The sequence below is a fragment of the Bacillus sp. FSL R9-9497 genome, from assembly GCF_038005805.1.
Lineage (GTDB): Bacteria > Bacillota > Bacilli > Bacillales > Bacillaceae_G > Bacillus_A > Bacillus_A cereus.
In genome coordinates this window covers 4,068,836-4,084,592 of the sequence record NZ_JBBOTY010000001.1, presented here as the reverse complement: position 1 = coordinate 4,084,592, position 15,757 = coordinate 4,068,836, and the positions used below count along the sequence as shown (strand labels likewise).

Genomic DNA, 15,757 nt, shown 5'->3' with positions numbered 1-15,757 from the left:
TATGAAAAATGGCAGAAGTAAAAGAAAAGCGCCATGAAGAGCTTGGCTTAAGTGATGAGCAAGTATTAGAAATGTTCCGTACGATGTTACTTGCACGTAAAATTGACGAACGTATGTGGTTATTAAACCGCGCTGGTAAAATTCCATTCGTAATTTCTTGTCAAGGACAAGAGGCTGCACAAGTTGGAGCGGCGTTCGCTCTTGATAGAGAGAAAGATTATGCATTACCATACTACCGGGATATGGGTGTTGTACTAGCATTTGGTATGACAGCTAAAGAGCTTATGTTGTCTGCTTTTGCGAAAGCTGGAGATCCAAACTCTGGTGGTCGTCAAATGCCTGGTCACTTCGGTCAAAAGAAAAATCGTATTGTTACAGGTTCATCTCCAGTAACAACACAAGTACCACATGCAGTTGGTATTGCACTAGCTGGAAAAATGGAGAAGAAAGATTTAGTAACGTTCGTTACATTTGGAGAAGGTTCTTCAAACCAAGGTGACTTCCATGAAGGGGCAAACTTTGCTGGTGTACACAAACTACCTGTTATTTTTATGTGTGAAAATAACAAATATGCAATCTCTATTCCAGTTGAAAAACAATTAGCATGTAAAAACGTATCAGATCGTGCGATTGGTTACGGTATGCCTGGATATACAATAGACGGAAACGATCCACTTGCAGTATATAAAGCTGTAAAAGAAGCAGCAGATCGCGGTCGTCGTGGTGAAGGACCAACTTTAATTGAAACAGTATCATATCGTTTAACAGCACATTCTAGTGACGATGATGATCGTGTTTATCGTGATAAAGAAGAAGTAGAAGAAGCAAAGAAAAAAGATTCAATTATAACATTCGCAGCTTATTTAAAAGAAGCTGGTGTGTTAACTGAGGAATCCGAAAAACAAATGTTAGACGAAATTATGCATATCGTAAATGAAGCAACAGAATATGCAGAAAATGCTCCGTATGCAGCACCTGAAGATGCATTGAAGCACGTATACGCAGAATAGGGGGGAACGTTTCATGGCTGTAATGTCTTATATTGATGCTATTACATTAGCAATGCGCGAAGAAATGGAACGCGATGAGAAAGTATTCGTTTTAGGAGAAGATGTTGGTAAAAAAGGTGGCGTGTTTAAAGCGACACACGGTTTGTATGATCAATTTGGTGAAGATCGTGCGCTTGATGCACCGCTTGCAGAATCTGCAATTGCTGGGGTAGCAATTGGTGCAGCAATGTATGGTATGCGTCCAATCGCTGAAATGCAGTTTGCTGATTTCATCATGCCAGCAGTAAACCAAATTGTTTCTGAGGCAGCAAAAATTCGTTATCGTTCTAATAATGATTGGACTTGTCCAGTTACAATCCGTGCACCATTTGGCGGGGGTGTTCACGGTGCATTGTATCATTCACAATCTGTAGAAGCGATGTTTGCAAACCAACCAGGTTTAAAAATCGTTATCCCTTCTACACCATATGATGCAAAAGGCTTATTAAAAGCAGCCATTCGTGATGAAGATCCAGTATTATTCTTTGAACATAAACGTGCATATCGTTTAATTAAAGGTGAAGTACCGGAGGATGACTACGTATTACCAATCGGAAAAGCAGATGTAAAACGTGAAGGTGATGATATTACAGTTATCACGTACGGATTATGTGTTCATTTTGCTCTTCAAGCGGCTGAAAAGTTAGCACAAGATGGCATCTCTGCACACATTCTTGATTTACGTACTGTATATCCATTAGATAAAGAAGCAATCATTGAAGCAGCTTCTAAAACAGGTAAAGTTCTTCTTGTAACAGAAGACAATAAAGAAGGAAGCATTATGAGTGAAGTGGCAGCAATTATCGCTGAAAACTGTCTATTTGATTTAGATGCGCCAATCGCACGTCTTGCAGGTCCAGACGTTCCAGCAATGCCATATGCACCAACAATGGAAAAATTCTTTATGGTAAATCCAGATAAAGTTGAAAAAGCAATGCGTGAACTTGCGGAATTTTAATCGGGGGGACTATACATGGCTGTAGAAAATATTACAATGCCTCAGCTCGGGGAGAGCGTTACAGAGGGCACAATTAGTAAATGGCTCGTTAATGTTGGCGATCACGTAAATAAGTATGATCCGCTTGCAGAAGTAATGACTGATAAAGTAAATGCTGAAGTACCATCTTCTTTCACGGGTGTTGTGAAAGAGTTAATCGCTGGTGAAGGTGATACGTTAGCTGTAGGTGAAGTAGTTTGTGTTATTCAAGTAGAAGGCGCAGATGAAGTAGCAGCAACAGCTGTTGAGGAAAAAACAAAAGAAGAATCAAAGGCAGAAGTAGCTACGTCTGAAAAAGCACCGAAAGTAAAACAACCAACTGATGGAAAACCACGTTTTTCACCAGCTGTGTTAAAGCTTGCAGGTGAGCATAACGTTGATTTAGATCTAGTAGAAGGTACGGGAGCAAACGGCCGTATCACTCGTAAAGATATTTTAAAGCTAGTGGAATCTGGAAATATCCCACAAGCAGGTGCGGCGAAGAAAGAGGAAGCTGTAGCGGCAGTAGTAGAAGCTCGCCCAGAAGCACCAAAAACAGCACCAGTAGCGCAAAAAGTAGAAGCTGCGAAACCAGTTTCTGTACCTACAATGCCTGGAGATATCGAAATTCCAGTAACAGGTGTGCGTAAAGCAATCGCAGCAAACATGTTACGTAGTAAACACGAAGCACCACATGCTTGGATGATGATTGAAGTAGATGTGACAAACCTTGTGTCATACCGTAACTCAATTAAAGGTGACTTTAAGAAGCGTGAAGGCTTTAACTTAACGTTCTTTGCTTTCTTCGTAAAAGCAGTAGCACAAGCGTTAAAAGAGTATCCTCAAATTAATTCAATGTGGGCTGGCGATAAAATTGTTCAGAAGAAAGATATTAACCTTTCTATCGCTGTTGCAACAGAGGAAGAACTATTTGTACCAGTAATTAAGCAAGCGGACGAGAAAACAATTAAAGGTATCGCTCGTGAAATTACAGAACTTGCAGGAAAAGTACGTACGAAATCGTTAAAAGCAGACGAAATGCAAGGTGGAACATTTACAATTAATAACACAGGATCATTCGGTTCTGTTCAATCTATGGGTATTATTAATTACCCGCAAGCAGCTATTTTACAAGTTGAATCAATTGTAAAACGCCCAGTAATTATGGATAATGGAATGTTCGGTGCTCGTGATATGGTTAACTTATGTTTATCACTTGATCACCGAGTACTTGATGGTTTAATTTGTGGTAAGTTCTTAGGACGTGTTAAAGAAATTTTAGAAAACATGTCAGAAAACAATACATCTGTATATTAATAAAAAGCTCGCTTATGCGAGCTTTTTATTATCTTATTTCTTCATCTACATCCTACTATATGTATAAATATCTTTCCCAGTAATCTTACAATAAACGATTATGTATTAGGAATTTACGAAAATACATTGCTGATATATGGTATATGGATATAAAATAAGAAAAGAATAATTTTTTTGGCAAATCTTACTGACGAAACTGTAGTATAATATATTGTATTGTATGAAAAAGAGAGTTATTCTATATAAGTGTTTTATAGATAATGTGTAATCAGTCGTCAAAACATGAAGAATGTTGACTCCTGGTTTTTTATTTTTGCCGTAACAATGTTTCAGGAGGATGTCATGAAAAGAAGTACCGAGTTTCTAAAAAGTTTAGATGTAAAATTAATTTTAATTTTGTGTGCACTATGTGTGACGAGTATAGCTGCTATATATAGCAGTCAGCAAACGGGACAGTATGGAGCTGCAAACTTTGCTATGAAACAAGGTGTTAACTACATAATTGGGGTTGTATTGTTACTTCTTGTTGCAAGCATCGACTTAGATCAATTGCAAAAATTATCTTGGCCACTTTATATTGCCGGGTTTGGTTCACTTATTCTTTTGAAAATACTACCGGTTTCCACCTTCACACCTGAAAAATTAGGTGCAAAAAGATGGTTCGTTTTTCCAGTACTTGGACAAATTCAGCCGTCGGAGTTTTTCAAAATTGCATTGCTTCTTGTAGTAGCAAGCATAGCTGTGAAACATAATGCGCAGTATATGGCGAGGACATTCCAAACGGATTTAAAATTAGTAGGTAAAATTATGCTAGTTTCTCTTCCGCCTATGGCTGTTGTATATAGCCAACCGGATACAGGTATGGTGTTCTTATATGCTGCTGCTATTGCATGTATTTTATTTATGTCAGGTATTCAAAAGAAATTGATAGCATTATGTACAGTTATTCCGTTGACCATATTATCTGCTTTAATATTTATTTTCTTTAAGTATCCAGATTTTTTCTATAATAAGTTAGTTACTTTACTAAAACCTCACCAACAGTCGCGTATTGTAGGTTGGTTAAATCCATTTGAAAATGCAGATCAAGGTTATCAAACACAACAATCGATTTTAGCTGTAGGTAGTGGAGGAATGGAAGGTAAAGGATACGGTGGAGGAAGCGTCTATATCCCAGAGAAGCATACTGACTTTATTTTCGCTACAATTGCCGAAGAAGGTGGATTTATCGTAGCAGCCTTAGTTGTCTTCTTGTTCCTATTACTACTATATCGAACAATTATTATTGGTTATTCCGCTGATAATTTATTTGGTACATTATTATGCGCTGGATCAATCGGTATATTAACAGTTCAAATATTCCAAAACATCGGTATGATCGTTGGATTAATGCCTGTAAAAGGTATTGCATTACCTTTCTTATCGTATGGGGGAAGTTCCTTATTCTCAAATATGATTATGATGGGGCTCATATTATCGGTACGGAAAACTTATAAAAAATATATGTTTTCAGTTAAGTAAAAAAAGCTGGTTCGTTTTTAAACGAACCAGCTTTTTTTACATATATGCTCATAAACGTTGCAAACTAAACAGGATAGCAGTTTGAGACGGGTAAGGAGTGCAAAGTGATGCATATGCATATTTTTGAAGGAGCACGACATCTTTCTACTAGTGAATGGGTTATTCGGGCTATTATAGCATACATATTTTTAATATTAGTTGCGAAAGCGATGGGGCAAAGGTCTATCGCACAACTTCGTTTTTTAGATGTTGTATTAGTGTTATTGCTTGGTGGGAATATTTCTAACGCATTGTCTGATGAAAAAGTAGGGTTACTGGGATCGATGATTACAACGTTCATACTTGTTGTACTTCATATTATAAGCTCAGTGTTAATGCTGAAATGGGATAGATGGAGACGCTTTTTAGAGCCTGCACCTATTATTCTTATACACAATGGTTCCATTGATTTTAGCAATTTGAAAAAGGCGAGAATTACCTTGGAATATTTGTTTTCGGAACTTCGTATGCGAAATGTGAGCGATATTCAAACGATTAAATTAGCGTTATGGGAAGCAAACGGTGTCGTTTCTATATTTCGGTATCCAGAATATGAAGCAGTTTCGCGGCTTGATCTTAAAGTGGCGGGAAAAAAATCTCCAGTTTCTTTTGTATTAGTAAAGGATGGGAGGATACAGAAAGATGTTCTTGCATTATTAGGAAAAACAGAAGCGTGGGCGAGAGAATTTCTAGAGGAGAGTACAGAAGTCGAATCTATTATGTTAGCTACAGTAGATGAATCACATAAAATAAATATTTTGTTAAAAAAATGAAAAATATACGCATTTTGTCGTTTCGTACATATGATACAATAGTGTGGACAACGAAAAAGGAGGCGATACGGTGGGATATGTAGAAGAATTACGAAAAATAGTTGGTCATCGCCCTTTAATTTTAGTTGGTGCTGTTGTACTCGTTATAAATGAAAATGGATATGTTTTATTGCAGCAGCGGACAGAGCCGTACGGAAAATGGGGGCTACCTGGCGGGCTAATGGAGCTTAGTGAATCACCAGAAGAAACAGCTTATCGTGAAGTATATGAAGAGACAGGAATAAAAGTGAAGAACTTGCGACTAATCAATGTATTTTCTGGAGCGAACTACTTTACAAAATTAGAAAACGGTGATGAATTTCAATCTGTAACAACCGCCTATTATACGGATGAATACGAAGGGGATTTTGTTATGAATAAAGAAGAAGCAGTTCAGCTTAAATTCTTTTCAGTAACAGAACTACCTGACTATATTGTAGGATCGCATAAAAAAATGATTGCTGAATATATGAAGATTATGGAAAAAAAGATATAATAATAGTGAAAGAAATACAAAAACACAGCTCTGGTTGGTAGTCCAGACGCATGATTTCATGTCAGTAACCTTCCCCTCCGGGATGTCCCGTATTTCTAATCTTTTAAAGGAGGGGCTGTCAATGGATTTGACAGTATATCACGATGGCCAATTTTTTGTTGGAATCATTACATGTAAAGAAAAAGGGAAATTGTATGGGGCGAGGTATATTTTTGGGGCGGAACCGTCAGATGAAGAAGTGCTTATGTTTGTGAATGGTTCACTTTTAGAGCATTTTCAGCACTTTGCAAAATGTGGTGTAGAAGTTAAAGAAAAACAGCGTCCTAAAAACATAAAGCGTATCATACGACAAGCAGCAAAAGAAACAACTATTAAACGTTTTACTAAGGCGCAAGAGGCGATTAGTTTATCTTATGAATTGCATAAACAAGAAAAGAAACTGCAGTCTAAAGAGAAGCGAGAAGCTGAAAAAGAAAGAAGACGTTTAATGAAAGTACAAAAAGCAAAGCAAAAATATCGTGGTCATTAAAGAAAAGGTGTTAGAGCAAGAGCTCTAACACCTTTTCTATACTTAAATACAAGTAAACTTACTTGTATTTCATAAACATTAACTGGTAAGATACAAATAGGTAGTTTTAGAGGAGGGAAAAGAGTGATTAATTTTAACTTTTTTATGAATGATGTTGTCCGCCAAGCGCGTGAAGAGATTGTCTCTGCTGGATATACAGAATTGACGACGCCAGAAGCGGTAGAAGAAGCGTTTAAAAGAAATGGAACAACACTTGTAATGGTAAACTCTGTATGTGGTTGTGCAGGTGGTATTGCTCGTCCTGCTGCTGCGCATTCCGTACATTATGATAAACGTCCTAACCACCTTGTAACGGTGTTTGCAGGTCAAGATAAAGAAGCGACAGCAAGAGCGCGTGAATATTTCGAAGGGTACCCACCTTCTTCTCCATCATTTGCTTTATTAAAAGATGGAAAAATTGTAACGATGGTAGAGCGTCATGAAATTGAAGGTCATGAACCGATGCAAGTTATTGCGAAATTACAATCGTATTTCGAAGAGAATTGTGAAGAACTATAAAAAATAAGAGAAAAGGCGGCACGTCCACAATCAAGTGGATGTGCCGCCTTTTTTATTTATTATTAAAATTTCTGAGATATGCATAGTTATGTTATTTTATGCATCATTTTATACATAACAAACAGCATTTGTATTGTTATATTATTTATTTTTATTTTATATATTGCATAAAAATAAAAGTGCTGATACAATACAAACATCGAATAAATATTCTATTAAACTTTTAAATATACATTATTAGGGGGAAGAAAGATGAAGAAGTTAGTATCAATATCGTTTGCACTTATTTTAATTGTAAGTATATTCAGCGCTTGTAGTAATGGGGAATCGAAAGAAACAAAAGGAAATAAAAAAGTACTCGTAATGGGAACTTCAGCAGATTATAAACCTTATGAATATGTAGATGCGTCAAAGAGCGATGAAATTATTGGCTTTGATGTTGATGTTGCTAAATATATCGGAAAAGAACTTGGGTATGAAGTGAAAGTGAAAGATATGGATTTTGGTGGTTTATTAGCATCTCTTAGTTCAGGAAAAGTTGATTTCGTAATGGCAGGTATGACGCCAACTGCAGAGCGTAAAAATAATGTTGATTTTACAGATATTTATTTTGTTGCGAAAAATATGGTCGTTTCTAAAAAGGATTCTAACATTAAATCTGTAGAGGATTTAAAAGGGAAAAAAGTAGGGGTACAAACAGGGTCTATTCAAGAAGAGAAAGCTGCAGAATTTAAAAAACAAGTAGATTTCCAAGTTGAGGGACGTGACCGTATACCAGAAATCGTACAAGAAATTAAAGCTGGTCGTTTTGACGCTGCAATTATAGAAGATACAGTTGCTAAAAATTATTTAGAGAAAATGAAAGATTTACAAGGAATTGAAATTAAAGAAGCACCAGAAGAAGTTGGAGCAGCAATTGCCCTTCCGAAAAACAGTGATAAAACAGCTGAATTTAATAAAGTAATTAAAAAAATGCAAGAAAATGGAGAAATGGATAAATTAGTGAAGAAATGGTTTGGCAGCGGAAAATAAGCTGCTTTTCACTTTTCTGTGAGGGGAATGAAAAGAATGAACTTAGATTTTTCGGCGATTACGCCTTCGATACCATATATACTAAAAGGTTTAGAAGTTACTTTGAAAATTGTAGCAGTATCAGCTTTAGCAGGATTTATTTTAGGAACGCTATTAGCACTTTGTAAAATTGCTAGAATACGAGCATTAAATATAGCAGCAGATTTTTATACATCAATTTTTCGTGGTACACCCCTTGTATTGCAATTAATGATTATTTATTTCGGCGTCCCACAAATAATTGGTTATGAAATACCAGCATTTTTAGCTGCTGTACTTGCATTTAGCTTAAATTCAGGTGCATACATGTCAGAAGTAATTCGTGCTGGTATTCAAGCGGTTGATAAAGGACAAACAGAAGCAGCAATGGCTTTAGGGATACCGTACGGAAAAATGATGAGAAATATTATTTTCCCTCAAGCATTAAAAAATATATTACCAGCGCTTGTGAACGAATTTGCGACACTTACGAAAGAATCGGCTGTAGTAACAGTAATAGGCGCGACTGATTTAATGCGTCGTGCTTACATTGTAGGCGGTGAGACATTTAAATATCTTGAACCATTACTTTTTGTTGGACTGATTTATTATATGTTAGTCATTATTCTTACATTAGTCGGGAAGGCAATTGAAGGGAGAATGAAGAAAAGTGATTAAAATTGAAAACCTTCATAAATCATTTGGTAAAAACGAAGTATTAAAAGGAATTACAACAACAATTGAAAAAGGGGAAGTAGTCGCAATTATAGGGCCTTCTGGATCAGGAAAATCAACATTTTTACGTTGTATGAATATGTTAGAAGCACCAACGGATGGTCACATTTGGATTGGGACGGAAGAAGTAACGAATCCGAAAACGAATGTTATGCATGTTCGTGAAAATGTCGGTATGGTATTTCAACATTTTCACTTATTTCCTCATATGACTGTATTAGAAAATATTACGTATGCTCCTATCAATGTAAAAGGGGTAACGAAGCAAGAAGCTGAAAAGAAAGCTGAGAAACTTTTAGAAAAGGTTGGATTAGTAGATAAAAAAGATACGTATCCAAATCGTCTTTCGGGAGGACAAAAGCAACGTGTAGCAATTGCAAGAGCGTTAGCGATGGAACCGGAAGTTATGTTATTTGATGAACCGACATCGGCGCTAGATCCAGAGATGGTGAAAGAAGTGTTAGAAGTTATGAAATCGTTAGTTACGACAGGAATGACGATGGCTATCGTTACACATGAAATGGGCTTTGCAAAAGAAGTGGCAGATCGTGTTCTTTTCTTGGACGGAGGAAAGCTTGTAGAAGATAGTGCGCCAGAAGAATTTTTTGCAGCGCCGAAAAGTGAACGTGCGCAACAATTTTTACAAAAAATATTGTAATATGAAAAGGTTATGTGAATAATAAGTAGAAAAGGATGACATTGTGTCATCCTTTTTTTATACTAGCTGTAAATACGTTTATACATATAGGAGTAATGATATGTTTAAAATTGGATATCGTACAGTAAAAACAGCAATAGGGACAGGTGCGGCAGTTTTTATTGCTCAGTTATTAGGGTTAGAATTTTATAGTTCAGCAGGCATTTTAGTTATTTTATGTGTACAAAATACGAAGCGCAAATCACTTCAAGTGTCGTTACATCGTTTTCTAGCGTGTGTATTATCAATGGCATTCGCGTTTTGTATTTTTGAAACGATTGGCTATACACCACTTGCAATTAGCATATTGTTACTTACATTTATTCCGACTGCAGTAATGCTTAAAATTCAAGAAGGTATTGTCACGAGTTCAGTTATTGTTATGCATCTATATTCATTGAAGCAAATTACATGGCTTATAGTTGGAAATGAAATTGCTATATTAACGATAGGGATTAGCGTGGCGTTATTAGTAAATATGTATATGCCGAGTAGTGAAAATAAGCTAAAAGAGTATCAGGATAAAATAGAGAATAATTTTAAAACGATTTTGTTTGAAATGGTTGTGTATTTACGAAATCGAGAAAGTAGTTGGAGTGGAGCAGAACTCATTGAAACCGAGAATATGTTAAATGAAGCAAGAGATTTATCGTTTAAAAAACTTGAGAATGCATTTATGCGAGAAGATGATTATTACTATCGTTATTTTAATATGCGTATGCAACAATTCGAAATTTTAGAGCGAATGATACCACTAGCAGCTTCTTTATCGTGGACATATGAACAAGCTGACATGATTGCAGATGTTGTTGAAAACATTGGTAATGCTATTAGCCCTGAGAGTACTGGCGTTATTTCCTTAAGGCAGCTTCAAGAAATGAGGGGATTATTTAGAGACATGCCATTGCCAGCTACACGCGAAGAATTTGAGATACGTGCGAAACTTGTTCAACTTGTGTATGAAATGGAACAATATTTACTCATTAAAAGTCGCTTTAAGGGAAAGGATAATATAAAAGAACTTATATAGAAGGTAGGAATTATCTATGCCGTATCTTCTCTCTATCATATTATGTCTTTCTTTATCGCCGATTTGGCCTCTTGGGGATAATCCACGTGCCGGAGATACTTTTATTATTGTAAATAAAGCAACGAATAAATTAGCTTACATTGACGATGGAAAGATTCAAAAGGTTTTTCCAGTAGCGACAGGGAAAACGAATGAATTAACTCCAGAAGGAAATTTTGATGTTGTAATGAAAGCAAAGGATCCGTATTACATTGCGAAGGATATTCCAGGTGGATCGCCAAAAAATCCACTTGGGTCAAGGTGGATTGGATTTAATGCAAGAGGAACTGATGGAAGTAAATATGGAATACATGGAACAAACCAACCGAGTTCAATTGGAAAGTATATTTCACAAGGGTGTATAAGAATGAAGAAAAACGATGTGGAATATTTGTTTGATCGCATTCCAATTGGAACGAAAGTATGGATTGTGAAATCGAAAAAATCATTTCAGCAATTGGCAAAAGAAAAAGGAGCCGTTGCATATGAAAAAGCCAACGAAAAGGTTGGCTTTTTCTATTATAATAAGTTGTCTTGACATGTGTACATAACCGTGCGTTAATGAGAGTATAGAAAGATAAAATTAGATAAAGGGGTTGCTCATATGTACTTGAATCCAAAACTTTCGTATATGCAGTTTTTTATGGGATTTCTATTTGTTATTACATTCATATTGGCAACTTTTAATATATGTTCTTATCTTGTAGCGATTGTATGTATGGCATTACTTAATCTCACTTTTGTTATTGGGGCATTTCAGCAGAAACAATATACAAGTTTTGTAATAGCGCTTGTAATGTCATTTTCCTTTAGTATTGTAGCGATTGTGTTTTATATAAAATAAACCATCTCGATGTCGAGATGGTTTATTTTGTTATGTGTAAAAAGTAAAAAAAGGACGAACACATCGCCCTTTTTACCAAAACATACTCGCGCCAGCAAGTAATGTTGTTACAAGCATAGAAATTAGCATCACATAAACCATAACTTTTTGAGCTTTTTTATGCATCGTTATACCTCCTTGCAAATCAGTACAATTTCATTGTAACGAGAAATGAAATTATGGACAAGGGGAGAGTGAGGACAAAATTCGGGAGGGGATTGCAAAATATAACAGGAAATTTGAGAGTGTGTAGAGAATATAGTAAAAGGGTATATTGTTAATTTTTAGTTGGGCAAGCTGAAGAATGGAGATACGATGATGAAAATATACGAAACAGATCGTTTATACTTAAGGGAAATTGATGAGTCGTATGCTGAAACAGTTCTTCAATATTACGACAGAAATCGTGAATTTTTAAAAGCTTGGGAAGAGTATAGACCGGATGATTTTTTTACGCTAGATTATCAAAAGAAAAAGTTGCAAAAGGATAGAAAAGAGTTCGAAGAAGGGAAAATCATCAGACTATGGATTTTTAAAAAGGGTGATGATACGAAAATAATTGGGTGTATTTCATTTAATTTAATCGTTCGTGGCATTTATCAATCTTGTGTACTCAGTTATAAATTAGATAAAGCAGAGTTAAACAAAGGGTATACGACAGAAGCGCTTAGAAAAGCAATTCAAGTTGCTTTTGGGGAATTTCAGTTACATCGTATAGAAGCTCCGATTATGCCTCGTAATTTAGCATCTATACAAGTAGTAACGAAGATAGGTTTTCAATATGAAGGCGTGTCTAGGAAGATGTTAATGGTAAATGGCGTGTGGGAAGATCATATGCGCTGGGTATTGTTAAATGAGTAATAGAAAGCAGATGGTTATCTAGACATGTAAACCATCTGTTTTTTGTCTTGTATTTCGAAACTTTTGCGAAATTCTGTTATAATTAATAGTGTTACATACATAATGGTAGTGCAGGAGGCGCAGTCTTATGATTAATCAAGAACGTTTAGTAAATGAATTTATGGAATTAGTACAAGTAGATTCTGAAACGAAATTTGAAGCAGAAATCTGCAAAGTATTAACGAAGAAATTCACAGATTTAGGTGTAGAAGTATTTGAAGATGACACAATGGCTGTAACTGGTCATGGTGCAGGTAACTTAATTTGTACTTTACCAGCAACAAAAGATGGTGTTGATACAATTTACTTTACTTCTCATATGGATACAGTAGTTCCTGGTAATGGAATTAAGCCTTCTATTAAAGATGGATATATCGTATCAGATGGTACAACAATTTTAGGTGCGGATGATAAAGCTGGATTAGCATCAATGTTCGAAGCAATCCGTGTTTTAAAAGAGAAAAATATCCCTCATGGTAAAATTGAATTTATTATTACAGTCGGAGAAGAATCAGGTCTTGTTGGTGCAAAAGCATTAGACCGTGAGCGTATTACAGCGAAATATGGCTACGCATTAGATAGCGATGGAAAAGTTGGTGAAATCGTTGTTGCAGCTCCAACACAAGCGAAAGTGAACGCAATTATTCGCGGAAAAACAGCTCACGCTGGTGTAGCGCCGGAGAAAGGTGTATCTGCAATTACTATCGCAGCGAAAGCAATTGCGAAGATGCCACTTGGTCGCATTGACTCTGAAACGACTGCAAATATTGGACGTTTTGAAGGTGGTACACAAACGAATATCGTTTGCGATCATGTACAAATCTTTGCAGAAGCTCGTTCTTTAATCAATGAGAAAATGGAAGCACAAGTTGCGAAAATGAAAGAAGCATTTGAAACAACTGCAAAAGAAATGGGCGGGCATGCAGACGTTGAAGTAAACGTTATGTACCCAGGATTTAAATTTGCTGATGGCGATCACGTTGTAGAAGTTGCAAAACGTGCAGCTGAAAAAATTGGTCGTACACCTTCTCTTCACCAAAGTGGTGGCGGAAGTGATGCAAACGTAATTGCAGGACATGGTATCCCAACAGTTAACTTAGCAGTTGGTTATGAAGAAATTCATACAACAAACGAGAAGATTCCTGTTGAAGAATTAGCAAAAACAGCAGAATTAGTTGTTGCAATTATTGAAGAAGTAGCGAAGTAATGAAATAGAAAAAGCGTGTAAATCAATTGTGATTTACACGCTTTTTATTTTGATTCGATTGCTTTGACAAGACGTATAAGCCAATATAAGAAAACCTATGGAAGTATATACGTTGTTGCTACATGTACTAGACGAAGGAATAATCCTAACGTATTCATATTGAAAATCGGAAGTAGTAAATAATTAATTGCAATGATTAATATAACTACAAGGAATGTATAGTTGAGTTTATCCCGCTATTTGCCGGACAGTAAGCTCCCTACCTCAAAATTCTGCGAAAGTAAAGAAGTTAAGTGGGGGCCCTGCTGCCCGCAAAAACCCGATTGGTGAGGCTGATTAAAGTTTCACTTTATTAGCTGATCTCATCATAATCAGACCCTTTCACATATATATCGATTATAAAAAAGAACAAGTAATTATTATAACTATTGTGCAAAATTTGATATAATGAAAGAACGAACGTTCTGATTAGGGAGTGAGTACTATGCGAGAAATGTATCCGAAAAATGGTCGTGTTATTTTACATGTAGATATGAATTGCTTTTTCGCATCTGTTGAAATTGCTCATGATCCATCATTACAAGGAAAGCCATTAGCGGTTGCTGGAAATGAAAAAGAGAGAAAAGGAATTATTATAACATGTAGTTATGAGGCGAGAGAATACGGAATACGTACGACGATGCCCCTTTGGGAAGCGAAAAGGTTATGCCCGCAATTAGTTGTAAGGCGTCCTAATTTCACATTATATCGCGAAGCTTCATTTCAAATGTTTCAAGTCCTTTCCCGTTTTACAGAAAAGATACAACCAGTCTCAATAGATGAAGGATATTTAGATATTACAGATTGCTACGCACTTGGTTCGCCTCTTGAAATAGCAAAGATGATTCAACAAGCACTATTAACAGAGTTGCAGCTTCCGTGTAGTATCGGAATTGCTCCAAATCTTTTCCTAGCAAAAACAGCTTCTGATATGAAAAAACCTCTCGGTATTACCGTACTTCGAAAACGTGATATTCCAGAAATGATTTGGACACTTCCAGTTGAAGCAATGCATGGGATTGGAGAAAAAACAGCTGAAAAATTAAATGAAATTCATATACATACAATTGAACAGTTAGCGAAGGGAGACGAGCATATCATTCGCGCTAAAATTGGGAAGCACGGTATTGATTTACAAAAGCGTGCAAAAGGTACGGATGATAGGGAAGTGGATCCGAGTCAAATGGGCCAACATAAAAGTGTCGGTAACTCGATGACTTTTTCAAAGGATATGGATGAAGAGAAAGAATTGCTTGATATGTTAGAACGTTTATCAAAATCAGTGAGTAAAAGATTACAAAAGCGAACCCTTGTCAGCTATAATATTCAAATTATGATTAAATACCATGATAGGCGAACAGTAACACGGAGTAAGCAATTGAAAAATGCAATTTGGGAAGAACGCGATATTTTTCAAGCAGCATCCCGTTTATGGAAGCAACATTGGGATGGTGATTCCGTTCGTTTACTAGGTGTTACAGCTACTGAAATAGAGTGGAAGACAGAATCGGTGAAACAATTAGATTTGTTTTCATTTGAAGAGGATGCGAAAAAAGAACCACTACTTGCTGTCATTGATCAAATTAATGATAAGTATGGAACACCGATTTTACAACGAGGTAGTCAACTACTACGTAAGCAAGAGAAGTCGTTTCAACAAAAGTTAGAAAATAAATTTATGTAGAAGGTGTCATGAAGTAGTAAAATCATGACACCTTTCCTATTATACAGGTACCAAGTGATACGAGAGCATTTGTCCGTAACCCAGCCATTCGGTGTCTCCATTGTCTTTCCATTCCAATGCAAGCTCCTACAATAATTGCGATAACTAATCTGAATACAATGTCGTACCATACCATCATGGTCACCTCCATATATAA

18 protein-coding genes and 1 pseudogene are annotated in these 15,757 nt (G+C 36.1%); 17 read left to right on the top strand and 2 right to left on the bottom strand.

Annotated features, from left to right (window positions below; all coding sequences use genetic code 11):
• The first annotated feature begins 8 nt into the window (after positions 1-8).
• The 14 genes from bfmBAA to MKY21_RS20900 all read left to right on the top strand — a co-directional run bounded on the left by bfmBAA (position 9) and on the right by MKY21_RS20900 (position 11,692).
• Complete coding sequence (bfmBAA, locus tag MKY21_RS20965; protein WP_000852551.1) at positions 9-1,010, top strand: 3-methyl-2-oxobutanoate dehydrogenase subunit alpha; 1,002 nt, start codon at positions 9-11, stop codon at positions 1,008-1,010.
• 13 nt (positions 1,011-1,023) lie between these two features.
• Positions 1,024-2,007, top strand: a complete 984-nt coding sequence (gene bfmBAB, locus MKY21_RS20960; protein ID WP_000290071.1) for a 3-methyl-2-oxobutanoate dehydrogenase subunit beta — start codon at positions 1,024-1,026, stop codon at positions 2,005-2,007.
• 15 nt (positions 2,008-2,022) lie between these two features.
• Entirely contained in the window at positions 2,023-3,342 is a 1,320-nt protein-coding gene (locus MKY21_RS20955) for a dihydrolipoamide acetyltransferase family protein (protein WP_086391621.1), read from the top strand.
• Between the two features lie 342 nt (positions 3,343-3,684).
• Positions 3,685-4,863, top strand: a complete 1,179-nt coding sequence (locus tag MKY21_RS20950; RefSeq protein WP_000831182.1) for an FtsW/RodA/SpoVE family cell cycle protein — start codon at positions 3,685-3,687, stop codon at positions 4,861-4,863.
• A gap of 107 nt (positions 4,864-4,970) precedes the next feature.
• A complete protein-coding gene (locus tag MKY21_RS20945) occupies positions 4,971-5,675 on the top strand; it encodes a DUF421 domain-containing protein (protein WP_000550978.1) in 705 nt (234 codons plus the stop codon).
• A 70-nt stretch (positions 5,676-5,745) separates the two neighbouring features.
• Positions 5,746-6,210, top strand: a complete 465-nt coding sequence (locus MKY21_RS20940) for an NUDIX hydrolase (RefSeq protein WP_000542555.1) — start codon at positions 5,746-5,748, stop codon at positions 6,208-6,210.
• Positions 6,211-6,331: 121 nt separating this feature from the next.
• Positions 6,332-6,739 (top strand): YjdF family protein, encoded by a 408-nt coding sequence (locus tag MKY21_RS20935; protein WP_341077297.1) that lies wholly within the window; start codon positions 6,332-6,334, stop codon positions 6,737-6,739.
• Between the two features lie 144 nt (positions 6,740-6,883).
• The gene (locus tag MKY21_RS20930; RefSeq protein WP_001979317.1) at positions 6,884-7,297 is read left to right on the top strand and encodes a BrxA/BrxB family bacilliredoxin; all 414 of its coding nucleotides are present in this window, start codon (positions 6,884-6,886) and stop codon (positions 7,295-7,297) included.
• Positions 7,298-7,549: 252 nt separating this feature from the next.
• Entirely contained in the window at positions 7,550-8,329 is a 780-nt protein-coding gene (locus MKY21_RS20925; RefSeq protein WP_000737673.1) for a transporter substrate-binding domain-containing protein, read from the top strand.
• Between the two features lie 36 nt (positions 8,330-8,365).
• Positions 8,366-9,025 carry an amino acid ABC transporter permease gene (locus MKY21_RS20920; RefSeq protein ID WP_001046915.1) on the top strand — a complete coding sequence of 220 codons (660 nt, stop codon included), beginning with the start codon at positions 8,366-8,368 and terminating at the stop codon, positions 9,023-9,025.
• Positions 9,018-9,740: an amino acid ABC transporter ATP-binding protein gene (locus tag MKY21_RS20915; RefSeq protein ID WP_000590202.1), complete on the top strand. Its 723-nt coding sequence runs from the start codon at positions 9,018-9,020 to the stop codon at positions 9,738-9,740. The genes MKY21_RS20920 and MKY21_RS20915 overlap by 8 nt, the downstream gene beginning before the upstream one ends.
• A 100-nt stretch (positions 9,741-9,840) precedes the next feature.
• The gene (locus MKY21_RS20910; protein WP_000472666.1) at positions 9,841-10,809 is read left to right on the top strand and encodes an aromatic acid exporter family protein; all 969 of its coding nucleotides are present in this window, start codon (positions 9,841-9,843) and stop codon (positions 10,807-10,809) included.
• Positions 10,810-10,825: 16 nt separating this feature from the next.
• Positions 10,826-11,386 (top strand): L,D-transpeptidase, encoded by a 561-nt coding sequence (locus tag MKY21_RS20905; RefSeq protein ID WP_001146570.1) that lies wholly within the window; start codon positions 10,826-10,828, stop codon positions 11,384-11,386.
• A gap of 66 nt (positions 11,387-11,452) precedes the next feature.
• Entirely contained in the window at positions 11,453-11,692 is a 240-nt protein-coding gene (locus tag MKY21_RS20900) for a DUF3894 domain-containing protein (RefSeq protein ID WP_000281167.1), read from the top strand.
• Between the two features lie 72 nt (positions 11,693-11,764).
• Here MKY21_RS20900 and prli42 read toward each other — a convergent pair whose 3' ends face one another.
• Positions 11,765-11,857, bottom strand: coding sequence for a stressosome-associated protein Prli42 (prli42, locus tag MKY21_RS20895; RefSeq protein ID WP_000549040.1), 93 nt, complete (start codon positions 11,855-11,857; stop codon positions 11,765-11,767).
• A gap of 189 nt (positions 11,858-12,046) precedes the next feature.
• On the opposite strand from prli42, the gene MKY21_RS20890 reads away from it, so the two are divergent.
• The 3 genes from MKY21_RS20890 (at position 12,047) to MKY21_RS20880 (ending at position 15,561) form a co-directional block, all read left to right on the top strand.
• Positions 12,047-12,592 (top strand): GNAT family N-acetyltransferase, encoded by a 546-nt coding sequence (locus tag MKY21_RS20890; protein WP_001987197.1) that lies wholly within the window; start codon positions 12,047-12,049, stop codon positions 12,590-12,592.
• A gap of 127 nt (positions 12,593-12,719) precedes the next feature.
• Positions 12,720-13,838, top strand: coding sequence for a tripeptidase T (locus MKY21_RS20885; protein ID WP_000609803.1), 1,119 nt, complete (start codon positions 12,720-12,722; stop codon positions 13,836-13,838).
• Between the two features lie 484 nt (positions 13,839-14,322).
• Positions 14,323-15,561: a DNA polymerase IV gene (locus MKY21_RS20880; protein WP_001208860.1), complete on the top strand. Its 1,239-nt coding sequence runs from the start codon at positions 14,323-14,325 to the stop codon at positions 15,559-15,561.
• A gap of 40 nt (positions 15,562-15,601) precedes the next feature.
• Here MKY21_RS20880 and MKY21_RS20875 read toward each other — a convergent pair.
• Positions 15,602-15,736 (bottom strand): annotated as a pseudogene (locus MKY21_RS20875) (MgtC/SapB family protein); the annotation flags it as partial.
• Positions 15,737-15,757 lie beyond the last annotated feature (21 nt).

What these genes read in the sequence shown, in the direction of transcription:
- MKY21_RS20880 (WP_001208860.1), top strand. Translation starts at nt 14,323, where the DNA reads ATGCGAGAAATGTATCCGAAAAATGGTCGTGTTATTTTACATGTAGAT.
- MKY21_RS20930 (WP_001979317.1), top strand. Translation starts at nt 6,884, where the DNA reads ATGAATGATGTTGTCCGCCAAGCGCGTGAAGAGATTGTCTCTGCTGGA.
- MKY21_RS20885 (WP_000609803.1), top strand. Translation starts at nt 12,720, where the DNA reads ATGATTAATCAAGAACGTTTAGTAAATGAATTTATGGAATTAGTACAA.
- bfmBAA (WP_000852551.1), top strand. Translation starts at nt 9, where the DNA reads ATGGCAGAAGTAAAAGAAAAGCGCCATGAAGAGCTTGGCTTAAGTGAT.
- MKY21_RS20935 (WP_341077297.1), top strand. Translation starts at nt 6,332, where the DNA reads ATGGATTTGACAGTATATCACGATGGCCAATTTTTTGTTGGAATCATT.
- MKY21_RS20955 (WP_086391621.1), top strand. Translation starts at nt 2,023, where the DNA reads ATGGCTGTAGAAAATATTACAATGCCTCAGCTCGGGGAGAGCGTTACA.
- MKY21_RS20945 (WP_000550978.1), top strand. Translation starts at nt 4,971, where the DNA reads ATGCATATGCATATTTTTGAAGGAGCACGACATCTTTCTACTAGTGAA.
- MKY21_RS20905 (WP_001146570.1), top strand. Translation starts at nt 10,826, where the DNA reads ATGCCGTATCTTCTCTCTATCATATTATGTCTTTCTTTATCGCCGATT.
- MKY21_RS20900 (WP_000281167.1), top strand. Translation starts at nt 11,453, where the DNA reads ATGTACTTGAATCCAAAACTTTCGTATATGCAGTTTTTTATGGGATTT.
- MKY21_RS20920 (WP_001046915.1), top strand. Translation starts at nt 8,366, where the DNA reads ATGAACTTAGATTTTTCGGCGATTACGCCTTCGATACCATATATACTA.
- MKY21_RS20910 (WP_000472666.1), top strand. Translation starts at nt 9,841, where the DNA reads ATGTTTAAAATTGGATATCGTACAGTAAAAACAGCAATAGGGACAGGT.
- prli42 (WP_000549040.1), bottom strand. Translation starts at nt 11,857, where the DNA reads ATGCATAAAAAAGCTCAAAAAGTTATGGTTTATGTGATGCTAATTTCT.
- MKY21_RS20890 (WP_001987197.1), top strand. Translation starts at nt 12,047, where the DNA reads ATGATGAAAATATACGAAACAGATCGTTTATACTTAAGGGAAATTGAT.
- MKY21_RS20950 (WP_000831182.1), top strand. Translation starts at nt 3,685, where the DNA reads ATGAAAAGAAGTACCGAGTTTCTAAAAAGTTTAGATGTAAAATTAATT.
- bfmBAB (WP_000290071.1), top strand. Translation starts at nt 1,024, where the DNA reads ATGGCTGTAATGTCTTATATTGATGCTATTACATTAGCAATGCGCGAA.
- MKY21_RS20925 (WP_000737673.1), top strand. Translation starts at nt 7,550, where the DNA reads ATGAAGAAGTTAGTATCAATATCGTTTGCACTTATTTTAATTGTAAGT.